At 61.2% G+C, this 19,848-nt stretch carries 17 protein-coding genes and 2 pseudogenes; 8 read left to right on the top strand and 11 right to left on the bottom strand.

Features of this window, described 5'->3' with window-relative positions; genetic code table 11:
- Positions 1–501: pseudogene (locus tag F6X40_RS32195) on the bottom strand (transposase); the annotation flags it as partial.
- Between the two features lie 396 nt (positions 502–897).
- On the opposite strand from F6X40_RS32195, the gene F6X40_RS32190 reads away from it, so the two are divergent.
- Positions 898–1,503: a hypothetical protein gene (locus tag F6X40_RS32190; RefSeq protein ID WP_187630593.1), complete on the top strand. Its 606-nt coding sequence runs from the start codon at positions 898–900 to the stop codon at positions 1,501–1,503.
- Between the two features lie 751 nt (positions 1,504–2,254).
- On the opposite strand, the gene F6X40_RS32185 is transcribed toward F6X40_RS32190, so the two are convergent.
- Positions 2,255–3,568, bottom strand: coding sequence for a hypothetical protein (locus tag F6X40_RS32185; RefSeq protein ID WP_187630592.1), 1,314 nt, complete (start codon positions 3,566–3,568; stop codon positions 2,255–2,257).
- 156 nt (positions 3,569–3,724) lie between these two features.
- A pseudogene (locus F6X40_RS32180) lies at positions 3,725–5,274 on the bottom strand (alpha/beta fold hydrolase).
- Positions 5,275–5,393: 119 nt separating this feature from the next.
- Between F6X40_RS32180 and F6X40_RS32175 the strand changes: the two are divergent.
- Together F6X40_RS32175 and F6X40_RS32170 are read left to right on the top strand one after the other, a co-directional pair.
- A complete protein-coding gene (locus F6X40_RS32175) occupies positions 5,394–6,785 on the top strand; it encodes an FAD-dependent oxidoreductase (RefSeq protein ID WP_187630591.1) in 1,392 nt (463 codons plus the stop codon).
- Positions 6,786–6,898: 113 nt separating this feature from the next.
- A complete protein-coding gene (locus tag F6X40_RS32170; RefSeq protein WP_187630590.1) occupies positions 6,899–7,195 on the top strand; it encodes a hypothetical protein in 297 nt (98 codons plus the stop codon).
- A gap of 38 nt (positions 7,196–7,233) precedes the next feature.
- On the opposite strand, the gene F6X40_RS32165 is transcribed toward F6X40_RS32170, so the two are convergent.
- The 3 genes from F6X40_RS32165 to F6X40_RS32155 all read right to left on the bottom strand — a co-directional run bounded on the left by F6X40_RS32165 (position 7,234) and on the right by F6X40_RS32155 (position 9,276).
- A complete protein-coding gene (locus tag F6X40_RS32165) occupies positions 7,234–7,902 on the bottom strand; it encodes a response regulator transcription factor (protein WP_187630589.1) in 669 nt (222 codons plus the stop codon).
- An 18-nt stretch (positions 7,903–7,920) separates the two neighbouring features.
- Entirely contained in the window at positions 7,921–8,826 is a 906-nt protein-coding gene (locus F6X40_RS32160; RefSeq protein WP_187630596.1) for a S1C family serine protease, read from the bottom strand.
- A gap of 240 nt (positions 8,827–9,066) precedes the next feature.
- On the bottom strand, positions 9,067–9,276 hold the full coding sequence (locus F6X40_RS32155) for a hypothetical protein (protein ID WP_187630588.1): 210 nt from the start codon (positions 9,274–9,276) through the stop codon (positions 9,067–9,069).
- A gap of 163 nt (positions 9,277–9,439) precedes the next feature.
- On the opposite strand from F6X40_RS32155, the gene F6X40_RS32150 reads away from it, so the two are divergent.
- Positions 9,440–9,862: an ACT domain-containing protein gene (locus F6X40_RS32150; protein WP_184044736.1), complete on the top strand. Its 423-nt coding sequence runs from the start codon at positions 9,440–9,442 to the stop codon at positions 9,860–9,862.
- Positions 9,863–9,985: 123 nt separating this feature from the next.
- Positions 9,986–10,507 carry a hypothetical protein gene (locus F6X40_RS32145; protein WP_262421619.1) on the top strand — a complete coding sequence of 174 codons (522 nt, stop codon included), beginning with the start codon at positions 9,986–9,988 and terminating at the stop codon, positions 10,505–10,507.
- A 12-nt stretch (positions 10,508–10,519) separates the two neighbouring features.
- Here the strand turns inward: F6X40_RS32145 and F6X40_RS32140 are convergent, their stop codons facing one another.
- A complete protein-coding gene (locus F6X40_RS32140) occupies positions 10,520–13,273 on the bottom strand; it encodes a UPF0182 family protein (protein WP_187630587.1) in 2,754 nt (917 codons plus the stop codon).
- A 295-nt stretch (positions 13,274–13,568) separates the two neighbouring features.
- On the opposite strand from F6X40_RS32140, the gene F6X40_RS32135 reads away from it, so the two are divergent.
- Entirely contained in the window at positions 13,569–14,153 is a 585-nt protein-coding gene (locus F6X40_RS32135) for a glutathione binding-like protein (RefSeq protein WP_090811025.1), read from the top strand.
- A 62-nt stretch (positions 14,154–14,215) separates the two neighbouring features.
- Here the strand turns inward: F6X40_RS32135 and F6X40_RS32130 are convergent, their stop codons facing one another.
- Both F6X40_RS32130 and F6X40_RS32125 read right to left on the bottom strand, forming a co-directional pair.
- Positions 14,216–15,148, bottom strand: a complete 933-nt coding sequence (locus F6X40_RS32130) for a hypothetical protein (RefSeq protein ID WP_187630586.1) — start codon at positions 15,146–15,148, stop codon at positions 14,216–14,218.
- A gap of 228 nt (positions 15,149–15,376) precedes the next feature.
- Positions 15,377–16,420 carry an AraC family transcriptional regulator gene (locus tag F6X40_RS32125; protein WP_187630585.1) on the bottom strand — a complete coding sequence of 348 codons (1,044 nt, stop codon included), beginning with the start codon at positions 16,418–16,420 and terminating at the stop codon, positions 15,377–15,379.
- 368 nt (positions 16,421–16,788) lie between these two features.
- Between F6X40_RS32125 and F6X40_RS32120 the strand changes: the two genes are divergently transcribed.
- Together F6X40_RS32120 and F6X40_RS32115 are read left to right on the top strand one after the other, a co-directional pair.
- On the top strand, positions 16,789–16,953 hold the full coding sequence (locus F6X40_RS32120) for a hypothetical protein (RefSeq protein WP_184069678.1): 165 nt from the start codon (positions 16,789–16,791) through the stop codon (positions 16,951–16,953).
- A 237-nt stretch (positions 16,954–17,190) separates the two neighbouring features.
- Positions 17,191–17,907, top strand: coding sequence for a transposase (locus F6X40_RS32115; RefSeq protein WP_187630584.1), 717 nt, complete (start codon positions 17,191–17,193; stop codon positions 17,905–17,907).
- 71 nt (positions 17,908–17,978) lie between these two features.
- Here the strand turns inward: F6X40_RS32115 and F6X40_RS32110 are convergent, their stop codons facing one another.
- Together F6X40_RS32110 and F6X40_RS32105 are read right to left on the bottom strand one after the other, a co-directional pair.
- A complete protein-coding gene (locus F6X40_RS32110; RefSeq protein WP_187630583.1) occupies positions 17,979–19,202 on the bottom strand; it encodes a polysaccharide pyruvyl transferase family protein in 1,224 nt (407 codons plus the stop codon).
- Positions 19,177–19,845 carry a lysylphosphatidylglycerol synthase domain-containing protein gene (locus F6X40_RS32105; RefSeq protein WP_316251866.1) on the bottom strand — a complete coding sequence of 223 codons (669 nt, stop codon included), beginning with the start codon at positions 19,843–19,845 and terminating at the stop codon, positions 19,177–19,179. Before F6X40_RS32105 ends, F6X40_RS32110 begins: the two co-directional genes overlap by 26 nt.
- Between the last annotated feature and the right edge of the window lie 3 nt (positions 19,846–19,848).

Here is a 19,848-nt window from a genome sequence, read left to right as displayed (position 1 = left end):
CCTCGTTGTCTGGGTACGCGCGTCTGAGCCATCCGGCGATCTGCTGCGGTGACCACTGCAGTTGTAGCTTGGCTGCCACGATGTGCGCCAACATCCGGTGCTCAACCAGTTTACAGGCTTTGGGTCGCTGCGCGCGATCCCACGCGAGCTGATCGGCGTGGCTTGCCCGATAGCCGTCCGGGCCGCTGTTACGTTTGATCTCACGACAGATGGTGGAGGGGTGGAGGGAGCTCGCGAAAGTCGCATGGCGATTGACTGGATCGAATCGTCGGCCGCAAGTGCCCGTGAGATCTCTTCGCGCTCCTCCAGCGTCAATGCCAATCCCGATCGATGCCTTTGTGGTGGCTGGATTCCACCTGTCTCAGCCAGAATCCCCTGTACAGACGAGTGGTTCCGGTCAAAAAGCTGGGCGATCTTCTGGAGAGACTCTCCCTTCCGCCAACGTTCCCACATCAGCGCTTTCTGCTTCTCGCTGTAGTAAATCCGGCTTCGCTGTTTCATCTGCAACACTCCCACTGCTTGCGCAGTCTTCAGTGTGTTGCATCCACCGGTTGAATCCGCCCCCAGAAGCTGCCGTTGGCCAGATCAGGTTGCGAACGGCAGAAAGGGGTCGGCTACTGCCGACGGCCTCGGCCACAATGCGTCGTTCAGCAACTCAACTGCGGGGACGTTTGGGCGTCTAATCGGTCCCAAAAACAGTCTTGCGGTTGCAAGGTGCTTCCAATGCTGCATAATCGGGCTCGCCCATCGTCGGCTGGAGTACATTTATAGCCGCGGTGCGCGATGTGATGGAGATAGCGTCGCAGCTCGCTTCAACGACAGCGAACGCTCTGCAGTCTTTCGCTTTGCCTCACACTCCGATAGCGGCTCAATTCCACTGAGGTCGAAAACGTCCAAATGGATATTTCCGTACGCGATGCGACGATGACCGCCATGTGGCGGTTTCACGATGCTGCCCTGGAACGGGCTGCGCTCATATACACTTTTGCCCGCTCTACAATTGAAGATACGCCCGAAGGATATGCAATCTACAGCCGGCAACTCCCAATGCTGATAGATACCGTCCACGAGTTCTGCTTCAATGCACGACGTGCAATCGAGCGAGCCGAAAAATGCCGACCGGGCATCATCGCAAATCTTCAGGCGCTTAAAGTTCATTCCGGACGGGGCGAATTGTCCCTATCGGAATTGGATCACCCAAAATCCATTACGCTAACTCAGGAGTCGTTCTGGTGGGTGCTGGGCCGGATCATCCACTCCAAGGAAACTCAAGTGATCTATCGCACGGTCAACGTGGTTATTACGAACGAATCTACTGGCCGTCATCACTCTGTCAGCCAGCCTGTCGCATTTGGGTTTTCCTCCAACAGGGACAGCGACCGAATCAATCATTTCATCGAGCTAGAGTCGTTCGTCACTCCTTACGCAGGAGGCATTTCATATCAGATCGAACAAGCAATTCAAATACGCAATAATGTGCCCTCGTCCGGCAGTGCCTCTTAATTTTTGGTGAACGCGCGTGTCTTTCACCCCCCGTCGAATGGGCGATCGATCCTGCGATGGTGCCTTGAGAAGCGGGCTGCTTGTCGCCGGCACTCCGCGACCCGCGCGGAATTTTGTATCGGTGACAATCCATTTCGATGCCTAGGCGGTCGCGAAGTCTTCTGAGCAGATGACCGCAGTAGACGAACTGCCGCACACTACTCATATCCACAGACCGCTGTCTCCGGGAAGCTGTCGCACCGTAGTCAGCGCAACGAACGACCGAGAAGGGTCGGGAGTGTGAGTTCGCGATGCCGGAAGCTGTCGCCCGGCTGCTCGACGCCGCTACCGTCGGCAATCCATCACATTGCCGACGTAGAATCCAGCCCACCCCAAGGTCGGCATTGGCCGAGGAGTCCGCGTTGAGTATCCGGCGGGTCACGAAGTGGAGCAGTCGTTCGAATGAGCGCTCGAAAATGCGGTCGAGCGGCAGAAACTGAGCCGGCTTCTGCCACAGCGTGGTCTATGGTTAGCACAACCCCACATACAACGCCCGCGCAATAGGTAGCGCGGTGAAAAGCGAACGTGTACGTCGATCCCAACGCGGGTCTTTCAGTATTCGCAGACATTTCTTCGGTCGAGAATCTGCGAGCGCAAGGTGGGATCAGCAAGGTGCTGCGTGCCCGGCGAGTGATCTTCGCGTTGCGGTACATCCGCGATGTACCGCGGCACGGTCTGGGTGGCTCGCAAGGAAGAACCGACATCTTCGACGTCAGCTCGTCGCGCCGAAGTACACGGGTTGGCCGAAATGCTGATTGCGTGGCTCGTCGATTACCTGGCGGAACTGCTCGTAGCTGAGCGCCCACTGGTCGATCGACTGGATCTGGACCGCGTTGCCGTCAACCAGACGTTCGCCTTCGATGCGCCCGACCTGTATCTGCGCTTCGAGCGGATCAAGCACGGCATCGGCAGCCTGCCTGTCACTGTCGAAATGACGCTGGGCATACAGAGCGCGCTCGACGTTCTCGTGCCAGTCGCCGCCCATCTGGTAGCGCACCTGTTCGATAAAGGCGATTACGCCATGTCCGCGCGTCGGGCCGAGATGAATCCGGCGCAGCTTCAGACCGAACAGAAAATCTTGCAGCGCCACCTCGCGCACGCCGCGCTCGATGCACTGGTCCTGCACGCCGCCCATTTCGTTTTCGAGAAAGTCCTGGGTGTGCACCGCGTCGCCTAGCACCTTGAATGAATAGGCGTACGACTGCGTGGCCAAGAACACGCCGGTGCGCTGCGTGCCGTTGACCGTGCAGGTGACGCGGGCCAGCAACACGTCGTTAGCGCGTGCCTGTTCCAGTTGGCTTCGAGTCCAGTGCATGATCAGAGCAGACGGAAATTTGAAGATCTGCTCGTCCTCGATCAGCGGAAAACCGACCGAAAGCTTCATGGTCTCGGCGACGCTCAGCACCGAGAACAGGCAGTTGTCACCCGACGCGACCCGAAAGTACATCCGGTCCTTGTGCGGTGCCTGGCTGAATGGATGCCACGGCTGTCCCATGTTGTTGAGGCCGAGATCGACTCGGTTGAGCGCGCCGCCGTGCTCCCTGACCGTCGCGAAGTCGCGCCCTTCGCCCCGGCATCCGACCGGTAGGATCAGGCGGCCACCGCCCGCCGTCCTCAGCCGCAGCTTGTTGCGGAAGTAGCGCCGCACCTCGAGGCCGCGCGCAATGCCCCCGGCTGCCGGGCCGCCCGGTATGTCCTTGAAGCCGATCTCGAGGGCGAGTTCCAGGACCGCCCGTTTGTCGGCGTCGGTGTCGGGCCAGGATGCGGCCTGCTGGACCACGATGGTCGCGCCGGCCGTCTTGCGCTGAACGAAGTTCATTGTCGGCAGTGTCGGATCGCGATAGACCCTGACAAACAACGCCTTGAGTTTCTCGTCACCCGGATCGAGCCGGCCGCCCGACGCACGCGCTTCCTTCCAGAAATATGCACACCACCAGCCGAAATCGAAATCCTGGTTGCTGGCATACAGTCGTTGCAGTCCCTTGAACTGATCGAGCTGCGGCTTGGTGATCCAGTCATGAGCCATTCCGGGTGCCTCCTGCAGGCCGTACGTGGTCGGGCGGTGCGATAAAGGATCGGCGCTGCCCGAAAACGCCGGTTGGCAAAATCGTGCGCGGTATCCATGAGGTCGCGCGTGATGAGGCTCGACGCATTGCGGCAACCCCAGCATGTTTATTTTCAGTCATGCGGCGAGACTGCCGACAAATTGTCTGACGCTGGCGAGGACGGCTCTCTGGTCGCCCGCGAAAACCCAGTGATCGACGCCGTCGAGTTCGACGTATCGCGCCTGTGCGATGTGGCTGGCAAGATGCCGGCCAGCGCCAATTCGAACGGCGTGGTCGTCGTGACGGTGCAGCACCAGAGCCGGAGTTGAAATCCGACCCAACAGGTCCCGCACATCCGTATCGCGCAACGCCTCGAGCACGCCCTTGATGGCTCCCGGGCTCGACGCGGCCCGCAGCAAGCCCGCCCACCAGGCTCTCGCCTGAGGATCGCGAGATAGGCTCGGCGCGAACGTTTCGATGCCCGCAGGCCCGCCCCAAGCCGCGACGAGTTGCTGGAGCCACACGTCATACTGACTAGCCTGCAGCGCGTGCGGATAGTCTGGCGTCGCACTTCCCTTGGCCAGCGAGCCGAACAGGACTAGGCCAGTGACTCGATCGGGGTGATCAGCGGCAAATTTGATGCATGCCGGTCCGCCCTCGGACGCACCGAACAGCACCACCCGGCGGCTCGCGGCGGCGTCGAGCACCGTGCCGATGTCCTGCGCGGTTGCGTCGACGCCGGGGTTGAACCCGATACGGTCGGAAAGCCCGATGCCGCGACGATCGAGCAGGATGAGCCGGCCCATCTCAGCGAGAGAGGACAGGAACGTCCGGCAGCGGGGTTCCTCCCAAACCCGTTCGACGTGGGACACGAATCCAGGCAGCAGCAGGATATCGATGCTGCCGGTGCCGTAGGTCTGGAAGGCGAGATGAACGCCGCCGCCCGAGACATAGCGCGTCGGCGGCGGGGCCTCGATCGGCAGCGTGGTGGCGGCGTTCAGTAGCTCACGGGTCTCGGTTTCGGGCGCCACATCGAGCGCGTCGCGAAGGCGCTGGGTCAAGGCATCGAAGTGGCGCTCGGCCGTAGCCCGGTCCCCGGCGAGCAGGAGATTGCGGATGAGGTGCCGCGCATACGCTTCGCTGAATGGGTCCAGCTGAACGAGACGGCCGGCGTACACAGCCGCAGCCGCGTAGTCGCCGGCCGCATGCCTGTCCTGCACCACCCGTTCCAGCGCGTGGATCGCCCTACCCCGCAAGGCCTCACGGCGAAAGAAAGCCCACTCGTCGAACTGCGGGCAATCGCCAGGCGAGAAACCCTCGAGAAAGTCGCTGGATAGTGACGGCATGCCCGCTCGAACTCGCCGACGTCACAGGCTTGCTCGAACAGTTGCGAATCAATTTGCAGGTCGGTCGCTGATGACCATCGAAGCGTCGACCGGTCGGTGGTCAGGACGTCGTCGCCCAGCGTGAGCTGGAGGCGGTACATGAGGCGCCGCAGCCGAACGCGAACGACATCTTCGCCACTATCCGGCCACAACATGGTCGCGACGACGTCGCGCCCGACTGGGCCCTTCGCTTCCGCCAGATAGACCAGCAGGGCCAGACCTTTGCGCAAGCCTATCGGACATGGCCGGTCGTCCCGACGGATCTCCGGAAAACCAAGCGTCCGCACGCTGAATAGAGCCATCGTAGTGCGACCCTCCATGACGGCGTCCAGGGGACGCTCAGGGGACGCGTCGATCCTACCATGCACGGCAGACGATCATCGCTGCACTCATTGCGGCGGATCGCACTGGAGGCTTTGCCATGAAGAACCTGGGTAAGCATGCGATCGTGATAGGCGCCGGAATGGGTGGGCTGCTGGCCGCACGCGCGCTATCGGATTTCTATTCCACCGTGACCGTGCTCGAACGCGATGCGTTTCCGGCAGCGGACACCTGGCGCAAAGGCGTCCCGCAGGGTCGTCACACTCATGGGCTTCTCGCCCGCGGCAGCGCTGTGCTCGAGGAATTCTTTCCCGGATATAACAGTGAGGTCGTCGCGGAGAGCGGCGGGTTGCTCGGCGATGTCGCTAACGATCTGCTCTGGATCGGACGCAACGTCACGCTTGCCAATGGCAAGAGCGACCTGACCGGGCTGCTTGCGAGCCGTCCCGTGCTCGAAGGCCATCTGCGACGGCGGCTCCTGGAACTGCCGAACGTGCGCGCCATCGAGAATTGCGCAGTGCGAGGGCTCGCCAGCGACTCCGCCCGCGAGCGCGTGACAGGTGTGCGCATACGTGCCGAAGGCAGGCCCGAAGAGACCGTCGACGCGGACCTTGTCGTCGATGCGACTGGACGCGGCTCGTCCAGCGCGATGTGGCTCGAAGAGCTCGGCTACCGAGCTCCCGTCAGCGAGAAGGTCGAGGTCGGCATCGGCTACACCACCCGGACCTATCGACGTCGGCCGACTGATCTTGACGGCAAGCTCGGCGTCGTCGTCGCCGGGAGTGAGCCGAACTGGCGCAACGGCGTCATCCTCGCGCAGGAGAGCGACAGTTGGATCGTCAGTACCGGGGGTTTTCTCGGCGACGAGGCACCCGACAACGATGAGGGCTTTCTCGCGTATCTGGCGACGCTGCCGACCATGGAAATTCATGACATTGTCGCCACAGCGGAGCCGATGAGCGGCTACAGGCGCTACCGCTACGTCTCCAGTCTGCGCCGCCGGTACGAGACACTTGCACGCTTTCCCGGGAATTACCTGGTTTTCGGTGACGCTATCTGCAGCTTCAATCCGGTCTACGGACAGGGCATGACGGTCGCGGCGCAAGAGGCGCTGACGCTGCAGCGGTGTCTGCGTTGCGCGGGCTCGAACGATCTTGCGCGGCGGTTCTTCAGGCAGGCCGCGAAAATCGTCGACATCGCGTGGGACATCGCGGTTGGCAACGACCTTCGCAATCCGCTCGTCAAGGGCCCGCGGCGGCCGATGCTGCGTTTCATCAACTGGTACATCGGCTGGCTTCACGTTGCCGCAACCCGCGACAGCACGCTGGCAACCGCGTTTCTGAAGGTTGTCAACCTGATGGTCCCGCCGCCGTCGCTGCTGAGCCCGGCCATTGCCTGGCGCGTCTGGCGAGGCAAGCGGAGGTCTGCGCTACCGCTTTCTCGCCAGCAATCGAGCGAGCCGCCTGACAACAAGCGTATTGAACTGGCGTAACCCAGCTAAGCGCGGTCACACCTGCATTCGCGAGTCCGAGCGCGTGCAGTTCTCGTCAAGATGGACTCTTCCGTCGAAGCTAATGTTGATAACAGCCTCCAAAGGAGTACGACATGATCGGTGTATTCGTTACGTTTCGCTACGGCGACAATTTCGATGAACGAGCCGTGCGGACGATTGCCGAGACCGCACGTGCAAGGTTTGAAGGAATGCAAGGGCTACGTTCAAAGGCTTTCACGCTCAATTCCGCCAGGCGTGAGGCCACGAACTTCTACGTTTGGGAATCAGAGGACGCAGCCAAGGCGTTCTTCACCAATGAACTGCTCGACCGGGTCACCGGTCTCTACGGGGTACGCCCTGATGTCGAGTTCGTGCAGATTGCCACGTTGGTGGAAAACGTTCGAGCATGACGTCGTCTGGTGTCGTGGGTAGAGAAACGCGAGCTTGTCTACACCATGATGAATCCGTGCCGCATGCCGAGCATCACCGCTTCGGTGCGGTTGGTCGCACCGAGTTTGCCGAAGATTGACGAGAGGTGGAATTTCACCGTGTTGTCCGAGATGTCGAGGTGCCGCGCGATCTCCTTGTTGCCGAGTCCGTCGGCGAGCATCGCCAGCACTTCGATCTCTCGTAACGTCAAGGCTTCGAATGGTTCGCCGGATCCCTTCTGGCGCGACGGGCTTGTTTCGGCCAGCAGCCTTGCGAGGATGTCGGGCGTCAGCACGCAAAGGCCTGCGGCGACGGCTTCGATGGACACGACGATTTCAGCTGGCATCGCGTTGCGCGGCAGGATAGCCACCGCATCGGCGGGCAACGCATCGAAGATCCAGTCGCTGTCCGGGTCGTCGCTCAACAGGACGAGCGACGGTGACGCGGGCGAGAGTTCGAGTAGCGTCTTGAGCGCATCGCTCGCCTCCGGCGCGATGTCGGTGACGACCACATCCGGCACCGATCCGGCGAGGCAATCGACGAGCTTTTCGGCGTCGGGCGCGCTACCCAGGAACTCAAGTGCCGGGTTCGCCTCGACAAGCGCTTGCAGGCTTGCGCGCTCTTGCCACGATGCCGCAATCACTACGACCCGTAAAGGCGCCCTCCGTATCGTCTGTCCATCCGACATTTGGTCGCTTCCCGGACGTCACCTGCACGAATTCCGTTGGGGCCGTTCGCCCACCGTTACCGAACACGCGTGGCGCTCGCCGCCTCGGATCAAGGCGATGTGCAACTGCTGCCCAATGCTTGCGGAGCCCAGCGCCGCACTTACGTCGCCCATGTCGCGGCAAGGCTTGCCGTCCAGTTCGATCAGTACATCGCCTATCAGCACGCCCGCCTGCTCCGCAGGGCCGCCCGGCGCAAGCGAATTGATCAGCAATCCACTGCTGAACGACAGGTTCATTTTATTGACCCAGGCGTCCAGCAGGCCGACCCGCTGCGTGCCGACACCAAGGTAGCCCCGCGAGACGCGCCCTTTAGCCAACAGTTCATCGGTGACGCGCTCCACGGTCATCCCCGGAATCACGATGCCGGCGCCGCGCATCAGTGCCGAGGTGCAGATGCCGATGACCTGCCCGCGCATGTCCGCGAGGGCCGCCCCGGAGAAACCCGGGCGCAGACCGCCGTCCAGTCGCACGAACGCATCGAGTTGTCCGCCTTTCCATGTGCGCCAGGGACCACCTATGCTGCCGATCACGCCAAAATCAGCGCTGACGCCGGAATCGTCCGCACGTGCGACGGCGAGCGCAAGATGACCCGGCTTCAGTGAGTGGGCGTCGCCAGAATCGATCGGGTCGAGGTCCACGCCGTCCAGTTTCAGCACGCCGACGTCGGACCCCAGATCCAGGCCCGCGAGGACTGCGGCGACCGTACGGCCGTCGGTCAATGTGACTTCGATGCCGTCCTCACGCCTGAGCGTGTGTGCAGCCGTCACGACGACGCCACGTCGCCAGATTACGCCACTCGACGGCATGCGATGTCGGCCGTGTACTGCGACGACACTCCGCCCGACTCGCGCGACGATGTCTGCCAGATTGTCCGAGAGATCCATCAAAGGATTTCCGCTCGAGGATGTGGTTTCCATTTCAAGCCTCCTGTCAATTGCGTGCGACCTGCCAGTGCTTCGCGTCGACGTTTGCTCGCCTGTCCAGCTAGCGTATGACGACGCGTTCACAATGACAGAACGACGGGGGGCGCACACCACCCAAATGGGTAGCCGGGTAGATGCAATGCGGACTTCACGATGCAACGAGTCTGGTCTGCGACCAGCACGTCCCTGATCACACTGCGGTTAGCGCCGCCCGCTACGGCCCCACACATAGCGAACCCACCGCTGCCAGCGGCTTTGCGTTGGAGCGGGCGCGTGGCGCGCAGTCTGCGCTTCGCAGTCGCGCTGGACGGACTTCTGCACCTGTTCGTGGATCTGCCTCAAACTCATGCCGCCTGGGCCTTTCAGTTTGTCGGGATCGGTAGCAGGATCGCCATCGGGATCGTCTGTCATGAGAGTCGCCTGTTTGTGATGAGGCGACTTGATCTTGATACAGATGCTCAGTAGCAGCAAGTTGGACACGGATCGCCGACCGGCGCGTAGTCCGACAGTCCTTGCCGGCATGGCGTTCGTGAAGTAGATTTTTCTAATGAGGTTCGAGCCGGGAGGGACGGCCATGGAACTGAGCGTGGAACGGGTCGAGGTTTGGGCAGCTACCATCGACGATAAACCGGGAGGCCTTGCGAAGGTCTTAAGCGTCTTGCGGGATGCTGGTGTCGACTTGCAGTTCGTCGTGGCACGTCGAACGCCAGAGGCAGCGGGTAAGGGAGTCGTGTTTGTCGCTCCGCTACAGGGAGAAAGTGCGATCCGTGCCGCCACACAGGCGGGGTTCAGCGTCACCCCGAGCCTTCACTCCGTCCGTGTAATGGGTCTGGACCAGTTGGGCATCATCGCGCAATTGACCCAGATGTTGGCGGATGGGGGGATCAACCTTCGCGGCGTCTCGGCCGCTGTACTTGGCACGCAGTTCATTGCGTATCTCGCGGTCGACTCGTTGGACGATGCCGAAAAGGCGATTGACCTTCTACAAAGGGCCTGAAGTACCCGTACCGGACCGCGAACCGGCTTGGCTCTTGCTGACGAGGCAAGGGGGCCGCTCTGTCTGACGCGACTGCCGTCGACCATCTCAAATCCGTTGCGACAAAGCCGAGCGGCCATTTGAATGGCGAACGAAGCGCCGGGCATGGCGGCGAATCCCGATGCCGGTAGGAGGTCGACAGTGATGAAGACACCGACGACCCGAAGGCGGGTGCTTTGGGCGCTCTCGCTTTGCATTACCGCGACTTGCATGGCAGTTGGCGGGGCATTGCTGTTCGAGCTGTCGGTGGTCGGCCGTGCCGTGAGCGATTTCCGCCGGGACGCGGCCCTGGCGCAAGCGGACATCGCGCGCGGCGAGCCGGCTACGCCCGAGGAGCGCATCAACCCGCCCTATCTGAAGCGATACGGGTTGGACCGTAACCTGTACAAGGACATTCACGGAAACTTTTCGCCAACAGGTGCTGACTGGCGCCAATGGGGGCTGCGAACCAAGGTCGCAGCCACTGTGTTGTGGCTGGGTCACGATCCACCGGGAACGTGGTGGACCTACGTTCAGATCAAGTGCGTTGACCGGTTTCCTCAAGCTCACGCCGACAGCGAGCCGATCGTCGATGTTGCCGACGCTTGCCTCGGCGAGCCGCATTGATCGTCCCGTTGGTCACTTCCGATCATCGGAACGGCCAGCGCCGAGTGCCTCGAGCAACGGCCGGAGGGCATCCAGTTCCGCGCCGAAGCCGCTCCAGTCTCCCGCCTTCAGTCGCTCGATGGCGCGGTCATAGTGGACAAGTGCCTCTCTCGCGCGAGCGTCCACGGTGCCTCGGGCTGGCGATGCCGCTTGTGCGGTCTCACTGAAAAGCGCCGCCAGCGCCTCATCCAGAGTGTTCTCCATCACCACACGGTCCCCATAGGCGGCAATCACCCGCTTCAACTCCGGCAACTGACCGGACGCCGCGCGCAAATAGAGCGGCGAAACGTAGAGGATCGAGTTCTCGATCGGCACGACCACGAGATGACCGCGAATGACGCGTGAGCCCATCTGGTTCCACAACGAGATCTGCTGCGAGATCTCGGTATTCTGCTGAATCCGCGCTTCGATCTGAAACGGCCCATAGATCAGCTTGTCCTTGGGAAAGGTGTACACGACGAGCTTGCCGTACCCGGGCGGATCGCAACGCGCCGCCAGCCAGGCAATCATGTTCTCCCGCTGGCTCGGCACCATCGGCAGCATGAGGATGAACTCGGCGCGTGCGTCGCCGGGGAGTCGCATGATCGTGTAATACGGCGGCATCGTGCTGGCCGTGCTTCCACCATCCATTCCGACCAGCTCCTGGGGAAACTGCCACAGATCCTCGCGGTTGTAGAAGATCTCCGGCGCATCCATATGATAAGCGCGGTAGAGCTGCGCCTGGATCAGGAACAGATCTTCGGGATAGCGGATATGCTTTCGCAGCTCCGGTGGCATCGCGTCCAAAGGCTTGAACGAACCCGGGAAGATGCGCTCGTATGTGCGCAGGAGCGGATCGGCGGGATCGCTGACGTAGAAATCGACCGTGCCGTTATATGCATCGACCACGACCTTGACGGCGTTTCGGATGTAATTGGCGCCGTCGCCGAAACCCGGCCGGGAGTAAGGAAACCACTGGCTGACGGTGTAAGCGTCCTGGATCCAGAACAGGCGCCCATTGCTTGCGACGACATAGGGGTCATGATCGAGAGTCAGGAATGGCGCGATCGTACGCACGCGGTCCTGAATGTTGCGATGAAGCAGGATCCGGCTCTTGTCTGTGATATAGCCGCTCAGCAGGATGTTCGGATCGTCGAGCTGCCAGGCGAACAGACTCCGGCGTGCCACACTGCCGATGCTGACGCCATCGCGCCCGCTATATGTCGTGTAGGCATTAGTCGGCCGTTGGGGATAGTCGAACTCAGCTACGTTGCCGTTCACGATGACGTAGTCCTGGCGGCCTTCGCTGAAATAAAGACGTGGTTCGCGAATGGCCGGGCCGCCGTTGGAGACTGGCGGAATATCGCGCAGATAGAAAAACGGTAAGCCCTCGGTGGATTTCTCGGTGACTGGCGACATCACGACGCCGATGCCGTGAGTAAAGATAAGGCGCAGGTTCACCCAGGTTTGGGCGTTGGTCGGAAGCATCGCCGGTTCCAGTTCACGCGCCGACAGCATTACCTGTCTGTATCCGGCGTCAAGCTGATAGCGGTCGATGTCCACCGAAATAAATTTGTAGTAAGTCCTGATCTCCTGCAACTGTGCATAGGTATCCATCAGCGGTTGCACATCCCATAGCCGGATGTTGTCGATGGTCGCCCGATTGGCTTGCAGCGAGTCGAGAGTCAGTCCCTGCTCGGCCTCAAACGGTTTAACCTCGATCTTTGCGAGGCCGTAAGCCTGTCGCGTTAGCGCGATAGTGTGCTCGATATAGGGTGTTTCCAGTTTCAGCTCGCTCGGTTTGACATAGAAGCGCTCAAACAGCGACGGATAGATCACAGCGAACACAAACGAACTGCCGAATACGAGCAGCGCCAGAACGACGGGTTGCAGATGGCTCCGTCGGCGCATGTTGATCCAAAGGGCAACGGATGAGGCCGCGGCAAGGCCGACAAGCATCCACAGGACCGGCAACTCGACGTGGACATCGGTATAGCTGGCGCCGACCACGACGCCGTTGTCGCCGTAGAGCAGCAGAAAGCGGTCGAGCCACCACGACCAGGCCTTCACCGCAAAGAACAAACCGAGCAGTGCCGAACCATGAGTGATGGGGGCGGCCGAGAGCGTGCGTGGTGGCCGCTCCAGCGCGATGTCACCGCGCAACCCGTAGACAGCACCTGCCACGATCGCGCTCCAGAAGATTAGCTGCAGCAGCCAGTTCTTGAGTGCGACATACGCGGGGAGCGAGAACAGATAAAAGCCGATATCCCTGTCAAAGATCGGATCGCGTTCGCCAACAGGGACCTGATAAATGAAGCGAAGCGCGAGGTCCCAGTTCGAGACTTCGCTAGCGGCAATAACCAACCCCAGGACGACCGCGGCGCAGGCAATACTGGAGCGCCAGGGAACGTGCGGCGCGATCAGTTCAGACAGTTCAACGGCAACTTCCGTCGGACCCGATCGATCTACAGATTGCGCTCGCAAGACATCGACGCGCCTCGCGTAACGATGCGCCAAAATCCCGGACAGCCATATCGCGCACGCCGAGACTGCGAACACCGTGGCAAACAGCAGCGCTCTCGCGCAGAGGATGGTCCAGAAAACGCCACCATAGCCGATCGAAGAGAACCAGAGCCAGTTGACCACGATGCCGGTGATGCGTCCGACGACAAGCAGGCCAACGATGACGGCCGTCACCGTGATTGCATAACGTCTCAGGCGCACGCCGGACTTCACTTCCGACCGCATGGTCTCTCCTGTGCTGGCCGTCGCCCTGCCCTGCTGCGATTGCGATCCGGGTTCGGATGGCTACATTTATTCAAGCTATCTGAAGCCGCTCCACGAACCATGACGAAAGACCCTTGTGGACGTGGCGCGAGTCAAAACGGACAGTGCCCGGCGCAGCGATGCGGCAATTATGCCAAAGTTCATCCATCGCAATCGACGCTCGACGTCGAACTCTCGTCCCAGGTATCGACGGCGGCGGCACGCCCTTTGCTGCGTTGAAACGGTTCAGTTCATCTCACGAAAAGGGACCCCTGTCATGAAGCTCTACTATTCGCCTGGTGCCTGCAGCCTCGCCGACCATATCGCAATGCACGAGGCCGATCTCACTTTCGAAAGGATTCGCGTCGACTTGAAGTCCAAGGAGACCGAGACTGGGGAGCAGTTCAATCGGATCAATCCAAAGAGTTACGTCCCAACCCTCGAAATGGATGATGGTCAACGGCTTACCGAGAATATCGCGATTCTTTCGTGGGTCGCACAGCGCAAGCCTGCCCTTGCGCCGAATAGCGAACCCGGCAGCCTGCGCCTGCTCGAGATGCTCGCGTTCATTTCGACGGAAATCCACAAACAGTTCAGCCGTGTTTTCAAGCCCACTTCGGATGCTGAAGCAACGGCAGCGCGCGAGAAGCTCGGTCAACGCTTCCAGTTGATCGCCACCATGTTCAAGGGCGAATACCTGTTCGGCAGCGAAGCGAGTGTGGCGGACGCCTATCTGTTCACGATGCTGCTCTGGGCCAAAAAGGTAGGCATCGAAGTGCCGGAGAAATTGCGAAACTTTGCCGAACTGATGCGCGCGCGTCCGGCCGTTCAGCTTGCCATGAAGCACGAGGGACTCGACTGATGAAACGCAGATCCTCGCCGCGCGCACCTTTAGCTGGATGATTCGTGTGCGTTCGGGCTCGCTCAATGCAGCGTGGCGAGTGCGGCGCGGATACGCATCCCCTGCTCTTCGGAGACGAGCCGATCGAGCACTTCCGCGAAATGGGGGTGATGCATACCGGAATGGAGGTACTGCCACCGGTAGGCATGATGGAAATTCGCTTCGATCGACATGGCTTCTGCCTCGACGACGGCACGCCCGCAGTTCGCGATGAAATACCGCGAGTCCGCTGTCGCCTGCCCGCGCAAAATGCCATCGACCGCAATCATCAGGTCGATGAACTCGTTGACCGCGTTGTCGCGCGCCGCATCTGTCAGCGTAGCGTCGTGCCGCTTCCATTCCAGTTCATCGAGAATGGCGTGCTGACTTTCTTCCTTCCAGTGGTACAGAAATACATCCTTGAACAGCTCGGATAACTGATCGTCAGGATGAATGCTCTGGCGGTAGTGAATTTGCGAGAAGAGTTCAATATGCAGCGTCATGGCCAGCACCGCCCAGGTGCTCTTGCCGAGGACCACGGCGGCAAGCGCATCGGGATCGACGTCGAAGCGGTAACCCGCGGGCAGCGTTTCGCCGATCATTTTTTCGATGCGGCGAAACAGCGCCTGGTGTTTAAGCTCTTCGTCGCTGAAACGCACGAGCGCTTCGAGCGCCACCTGATCGCCGAGCCAGTAGTCGCGGCTCACTTCCAGCACCTTGGCGTTAATGAAGCGCTCGACGAGCCCGAACACGTTCGCGTATGTGCGCCCCTGAATCTGGCTGACGAACCGCTTCTCAGCCTCCGAGAGCATGATGAAATCCGGCACCAGCGACAGCCCGTCCGGCAAATACTTCTGGGCCATGTCGAAGGTACGGCCTCCAATCACGTCACGGTCGATGTCCCAACTGACCATCTTCGAAGCGCGAATGCATCGGGCGTAGCGATCGCGATCGGACAGCTGCAATATTGCGTTCATGGAAGTTCTCCCAATATGGACCGCCACGCGGTCTAGCGTTGAGTGTCGATTCACCGGGCAGAGCCAGTCGAAGGATCTGGCTTTCCGGCACGCTCAATTTACGATTGGGAGTCTTGAAGTTCTATGATCGAGTCGCCGGACGATATGACTGAAACGCCGTTTCGTCACGTTGGTCGCACAGGTCGACAATTGAGTGGGTAGAGACAGCGCGGCGCGTCACGGCAGGCATCACTGATCCCCCAGTGCGGCAACGCCATGCGTAGGTTGCGCGTGCTGCGCTGATGTGGCCACGCCGTTCGACTTTCCTTTGCTCTTGCGCCAGCCGGCCGGCGGCATGCCGAATTCGCGTCTGAACGCGCGACTGAATGCGGCTTCCGACTCATAGCCAATCTGTTCCGCAACGGCGTTGAGCGGCTTGCTACCGATCAGAAGTTCGTGCGCCGCAATCTGCATGCGCCATCTCGCGAGGTATTGCATGGGCGGCTGCCCCAGAAGATCGGTAAAGCGTTGCGCCAACGCGGAACGCGACAGGCCCACTTTGCGCGCAAGTTCCTCGACGGTCCACGCATGCGCCGCCTGCGCATGAAGCAGCGAGAGCGCGCGTCCAACGTAGCGGTCACGCACGCCGGCGAGCCACCCGGTCTGGTTATCAGGTAGCGCTTCAATACAGCTACGGATTGCTTCGACAAACAGCAGTTCCGATAGCCTGGCAAGCACAATCGTGCCGCCCGCGCGCGAGTCGGCCGCTTCCGCGGCAGCAAGTTTGAGAGACGACTCGAGCCATGCCGCACGCGGATCCTGGCGCATGTCGATCTTGAACAGTCGCGGCAGCGATGAGAGCAGCGGATTGCTCAAAGTATCGTCGCAGGCCAGAAAGCCGCACACGATGCGCGTCACAGCGCCCCCGCCGCCATAGGACAGCGTCATCACTTCACCGGGTGCTGTCGCCATCTGCCCGGCCAGTAGCGAGTCCGACGGCACAGGGGAGATATCGATCGCGCTGCCGATGAGGTGCGTTTCACCCTGAGGCACCACGATCAGTTCGCCGGCATGGACGTGAATCGCCGAACCGGGATCGTCGGCCAGCTTCGCCCAGCAACTCCCCTCTATGATCAGATGATAAGAAACGACGCGCTCGGAAGGCGGCAAGTAAGCGCCGCAGAGCGATGCATCGGTGCGACCGATCAGACACCACGGCGCGGTGAGTGTCCCGTTCAGAAACACGGCGCCGCTCAGACGAACAGCGCGCAGAACATCAGAAACTGCATCCATGGATAGCTCGCGTGAAATGCGTTTCCCGGGCGAGAAACCTGGCCGCCGTTTATTCGTCAGGATGGCCAAGGGCTCCATGTTATACCCGCAACCTCACTTGATGACAATTCCCTTACTGGCGTTTCGCGCGAGGCTTATCGGCAGGAAGTGGACGATCGGACAAGAAAGATCGACGCACGGACAGGACGGCAATGGCTTGCCGCGGGCAGAGTTCATGACAGGAAGGAACATCACGGATCGGCGTCATCCGTACTTCGCCAACAAGCCTTCCTCGGACTCTGGAAACCTGGCGCATCACCCAACTTGCACGAATCGGTTCAAGCACAGCAACTGACCGCTTCGCGCAAACACAGTAGCGTGAGACACCGATGAAACGCCTGATAAGCCGTGCGATGTACCACCCGATCATTGCGCTATCCGTTTTCCATCTGGCCGACGTTATGCATCACGTCGATTACAGCATCGCTGGTGCATTGCTGGTTCTGACCGCGAAAACGATCTCGCGGGTTTCAAGTCTGTTCGACAAGGGATAGAGCTGCGATGCGAAGCGTTCGTCGATCAACGTCCGAGCGCGGCGCTGCAATTCAGCATTGGCATAAGAGACACTGGCTGCGATCGGCAAATCGACGAACAGAGGCCATAAAAAAGGCCTGTTCGTGATGCAGATGCACGAACATGATCGATAGAATTTCCTCTAGCACGTTACACACGGTCCCGCGTCCGATATCTGTCGGACCGCTTTCTCACATCGGATCTCCGGTTAATTCAGCATGGCACGGCTTGCACGGCACTACGTCCCCGATCAACCGCAGCACGTTATCTTGCAGGGACTCGCGGGGCCCGCTTTCATGGACGAAGGAGACTACCTGTACTTCCTCGCCTGCGTGGCAGACGCAGCGCGCGTCGCCGATCTGGCGGTCCATGCATGGGTGCTCATGCCTGATGCGGTACAGTTCCTCGTCACGCCTTCGTACGAGTCGAGCGTCGCCATGGCAATGCAGGCGGTTGGCCGTCGCTATGCCGAGACCTTCAACCGCCGCCATGGACGCCGCGGTGCGGTATGGCGTGGCGAGTACCGGGCGACAGTGATTGAGCCCGACCGGTATTTCCTGCTCGCGAGCCAGATCATCGATCAGGGGCCGGTGCGCAAGGGCCTGGCGGCCGAGCCGGGAAACTACCCGTGGTCGAGCTGCGCGCACCACATCGGGCTGCGTGTCGATAGGTTCATCAAGGACCATCCACTGTACCGGGCGCTCGGCAATACGCCGTTCGAGCGCCACCAGGCTTATCGCGATCTGGGCGCACAGCCTGTTGACGAACGCGAGATCAATAACCTGATGCAGTCGACGCTCAACGGCTGGGTGCTCGGCAGCCCCGCGTATTGCGAATGGGCGGCGCAGACAGCCAATCGGCGCTTGATGCCACTGCTGCTGCGCGACCGGCCGTCCACGGTTCGCACCACACGCTCGCTCGTACACGCGGGCTGAGCAAAGAACGATCGAGCTTCGCGAGATTACACGACCGCGCCGACACCGCTCGTCGCGCGAGGCCCTGCATTTCAAGCAGAACCCATTGCCGCTCGCGTCTGCGCGAATCCATCGCGATAGCGAGCGGTGAGGTGTGTGGCCGTGCGCCGCAGCAACGTCCGGTCGATCGTCAGGGCATGGAGCATTGCTTGAGAAAGTGCCTCGATCCCGACGCTGCCCGGCACGCACGCTGGCTCCCACGTCGCGGCAAACGCGGACTGTTTCGTCGTGTCGTTCGCGCGCGCCGGATGGAAGAAGTTCACCCGCGGCAAGCCGCACGCCAGCGCGACGATCCGTCCGTGCAGGCTGCTTCCCGCGTAGGCCGTGGCGTCTGCGATCAGTGCGCAGATGTCCCATATCTCCAGCGAACGGAAGAGTTGCGTACGTGAGACCTTCATCCGTGCCGCAACCCGCTCGTAGCAGGCCATATCGTCATGCCAGGGCGCCGCACCCGCTCGAAATAACACAATACCGAGCCCGCTCTCGTTCGACACGCGATCGAGCTCGCGCGCAAGCACACCGAGCGTTCCGTCGTCGCCGAAATCCGCACTGAACTGCACGGCGACATACCCCTCGGGAAACGCCCTTTGCAAATCCGCCACGCCGCTTCGTTCCTTGGACGCGCGAATGTTCGCGCCGAACAGCTCCGTCACCATCACCGCCGGATCCGGCACGAGCCGCGCGAGAATGCCTGCTGCGGCGAGCCCGTTCTGGGTGTGGATGTCACGCACGCTGACGTCGTCGGCTTGCGCGAGCTTCGACAGAACTTCTGCCCGCATCCCGGGATCAAGTCGCTCCACATCGACGCCGCCGGCCGCTTGATAAATAACGCTCGACGCACAGGGAAACATCGCGCGAGACGTCATGTAGGGGGCAAGCGCATCGAGACGCGTCAGCGCACGTGCCCACGCGCGTCGCTCGTCGTTGTGCGTTTCCAGTCGCGCGATGATCTTCTGTGCCTGGTCCCACGGCAGCAGCATCACCGCCGCCTCCCAGTCGCCGCAAGTCAGGATCTCGCCGCCTGCGTGCACGATATGCACACGGTCCTTGCCGCGTTCGGCGGCCAGTTGCGCGAGCGCCTGAACAGCGTGGCCGCCGTGGACGCGCAGGTCGCGCTCCGCGAGCCCGGCGAAGATCACGTCGTCGCACGCAAGCAGTTTTGCGACGACGTGAGGGAACAGCAGGTCACCCAGGTTGTGGCGATCGAAGGCGCCGAACACCACGACCGCATCATGTTTTCCTGTGCCTCCCATCATGATTCGGGCCCCGACCTCCCTCGGTACGAAGTCGCCGCTTGTCGCGCCACTCCTCCACCTGCCAGGCGATCAGTCCAGGCAGAAAGACGATGATGTCACGAATACGGCGCGCACCCGCGAGCGCGAGGCAAAGCTGCGGATGGAAACCAAGCACCGTGCCGATCAGCAGAAATCCACCTTCCTGAACGCCGAGTGCGCCAGGCACAAAGAACGCGACGCTACTGAGCGCCTGGATGAGCGACTCGAGTACGACTGCCTGCAGGAAACCTGCTTTTGCCGACAGAAAATAGAGCGCGAGCCATAGCTCGAGCGCCGTCGCGATGCATTGGAGTGATTGCCAGATGAGCAGGTAGCGGATGATGACGCCGGGCCGATGCCAGAGCTCACTGATCGATTGATCGATGCGCACCGACTCGCCGACGCGTTGGCGAGCATCGGCAGAATGTGGACCATCCCTGCAAGCGCGAGCCCGGCGCCGGCCGCGCGCATCAAACCGAGCACCTTCAGCGCGTCGGCGTGCCAGACGAGCCAGACCGCGATGGCCAGGCCAGCAAGTGCGGCAGCCCGGGCGAGATATTTCATAAGCTGGCGCGAGCGTAGTGTCAGTCGCTTTGAAGCGGCAGCAATAGACTTTTGCGTCCACTTC

It is taken from the genome of Paraburkholderia sp. UCT31 (assembly GCF_014397655.1).
In the GTDB taxonomy this organism is placed as follows: Bacteria; Pseudomonadota; Gammaproteobacteria; order Burkholderiales; family Burkholderiaceae; genus Paraburkholderia; species Paraburkholderia tuberum.
Note: the sequence above shows the minus strand (reverse complement) of the source record. Positions and strands in the feature narration are given on the sequence as shown.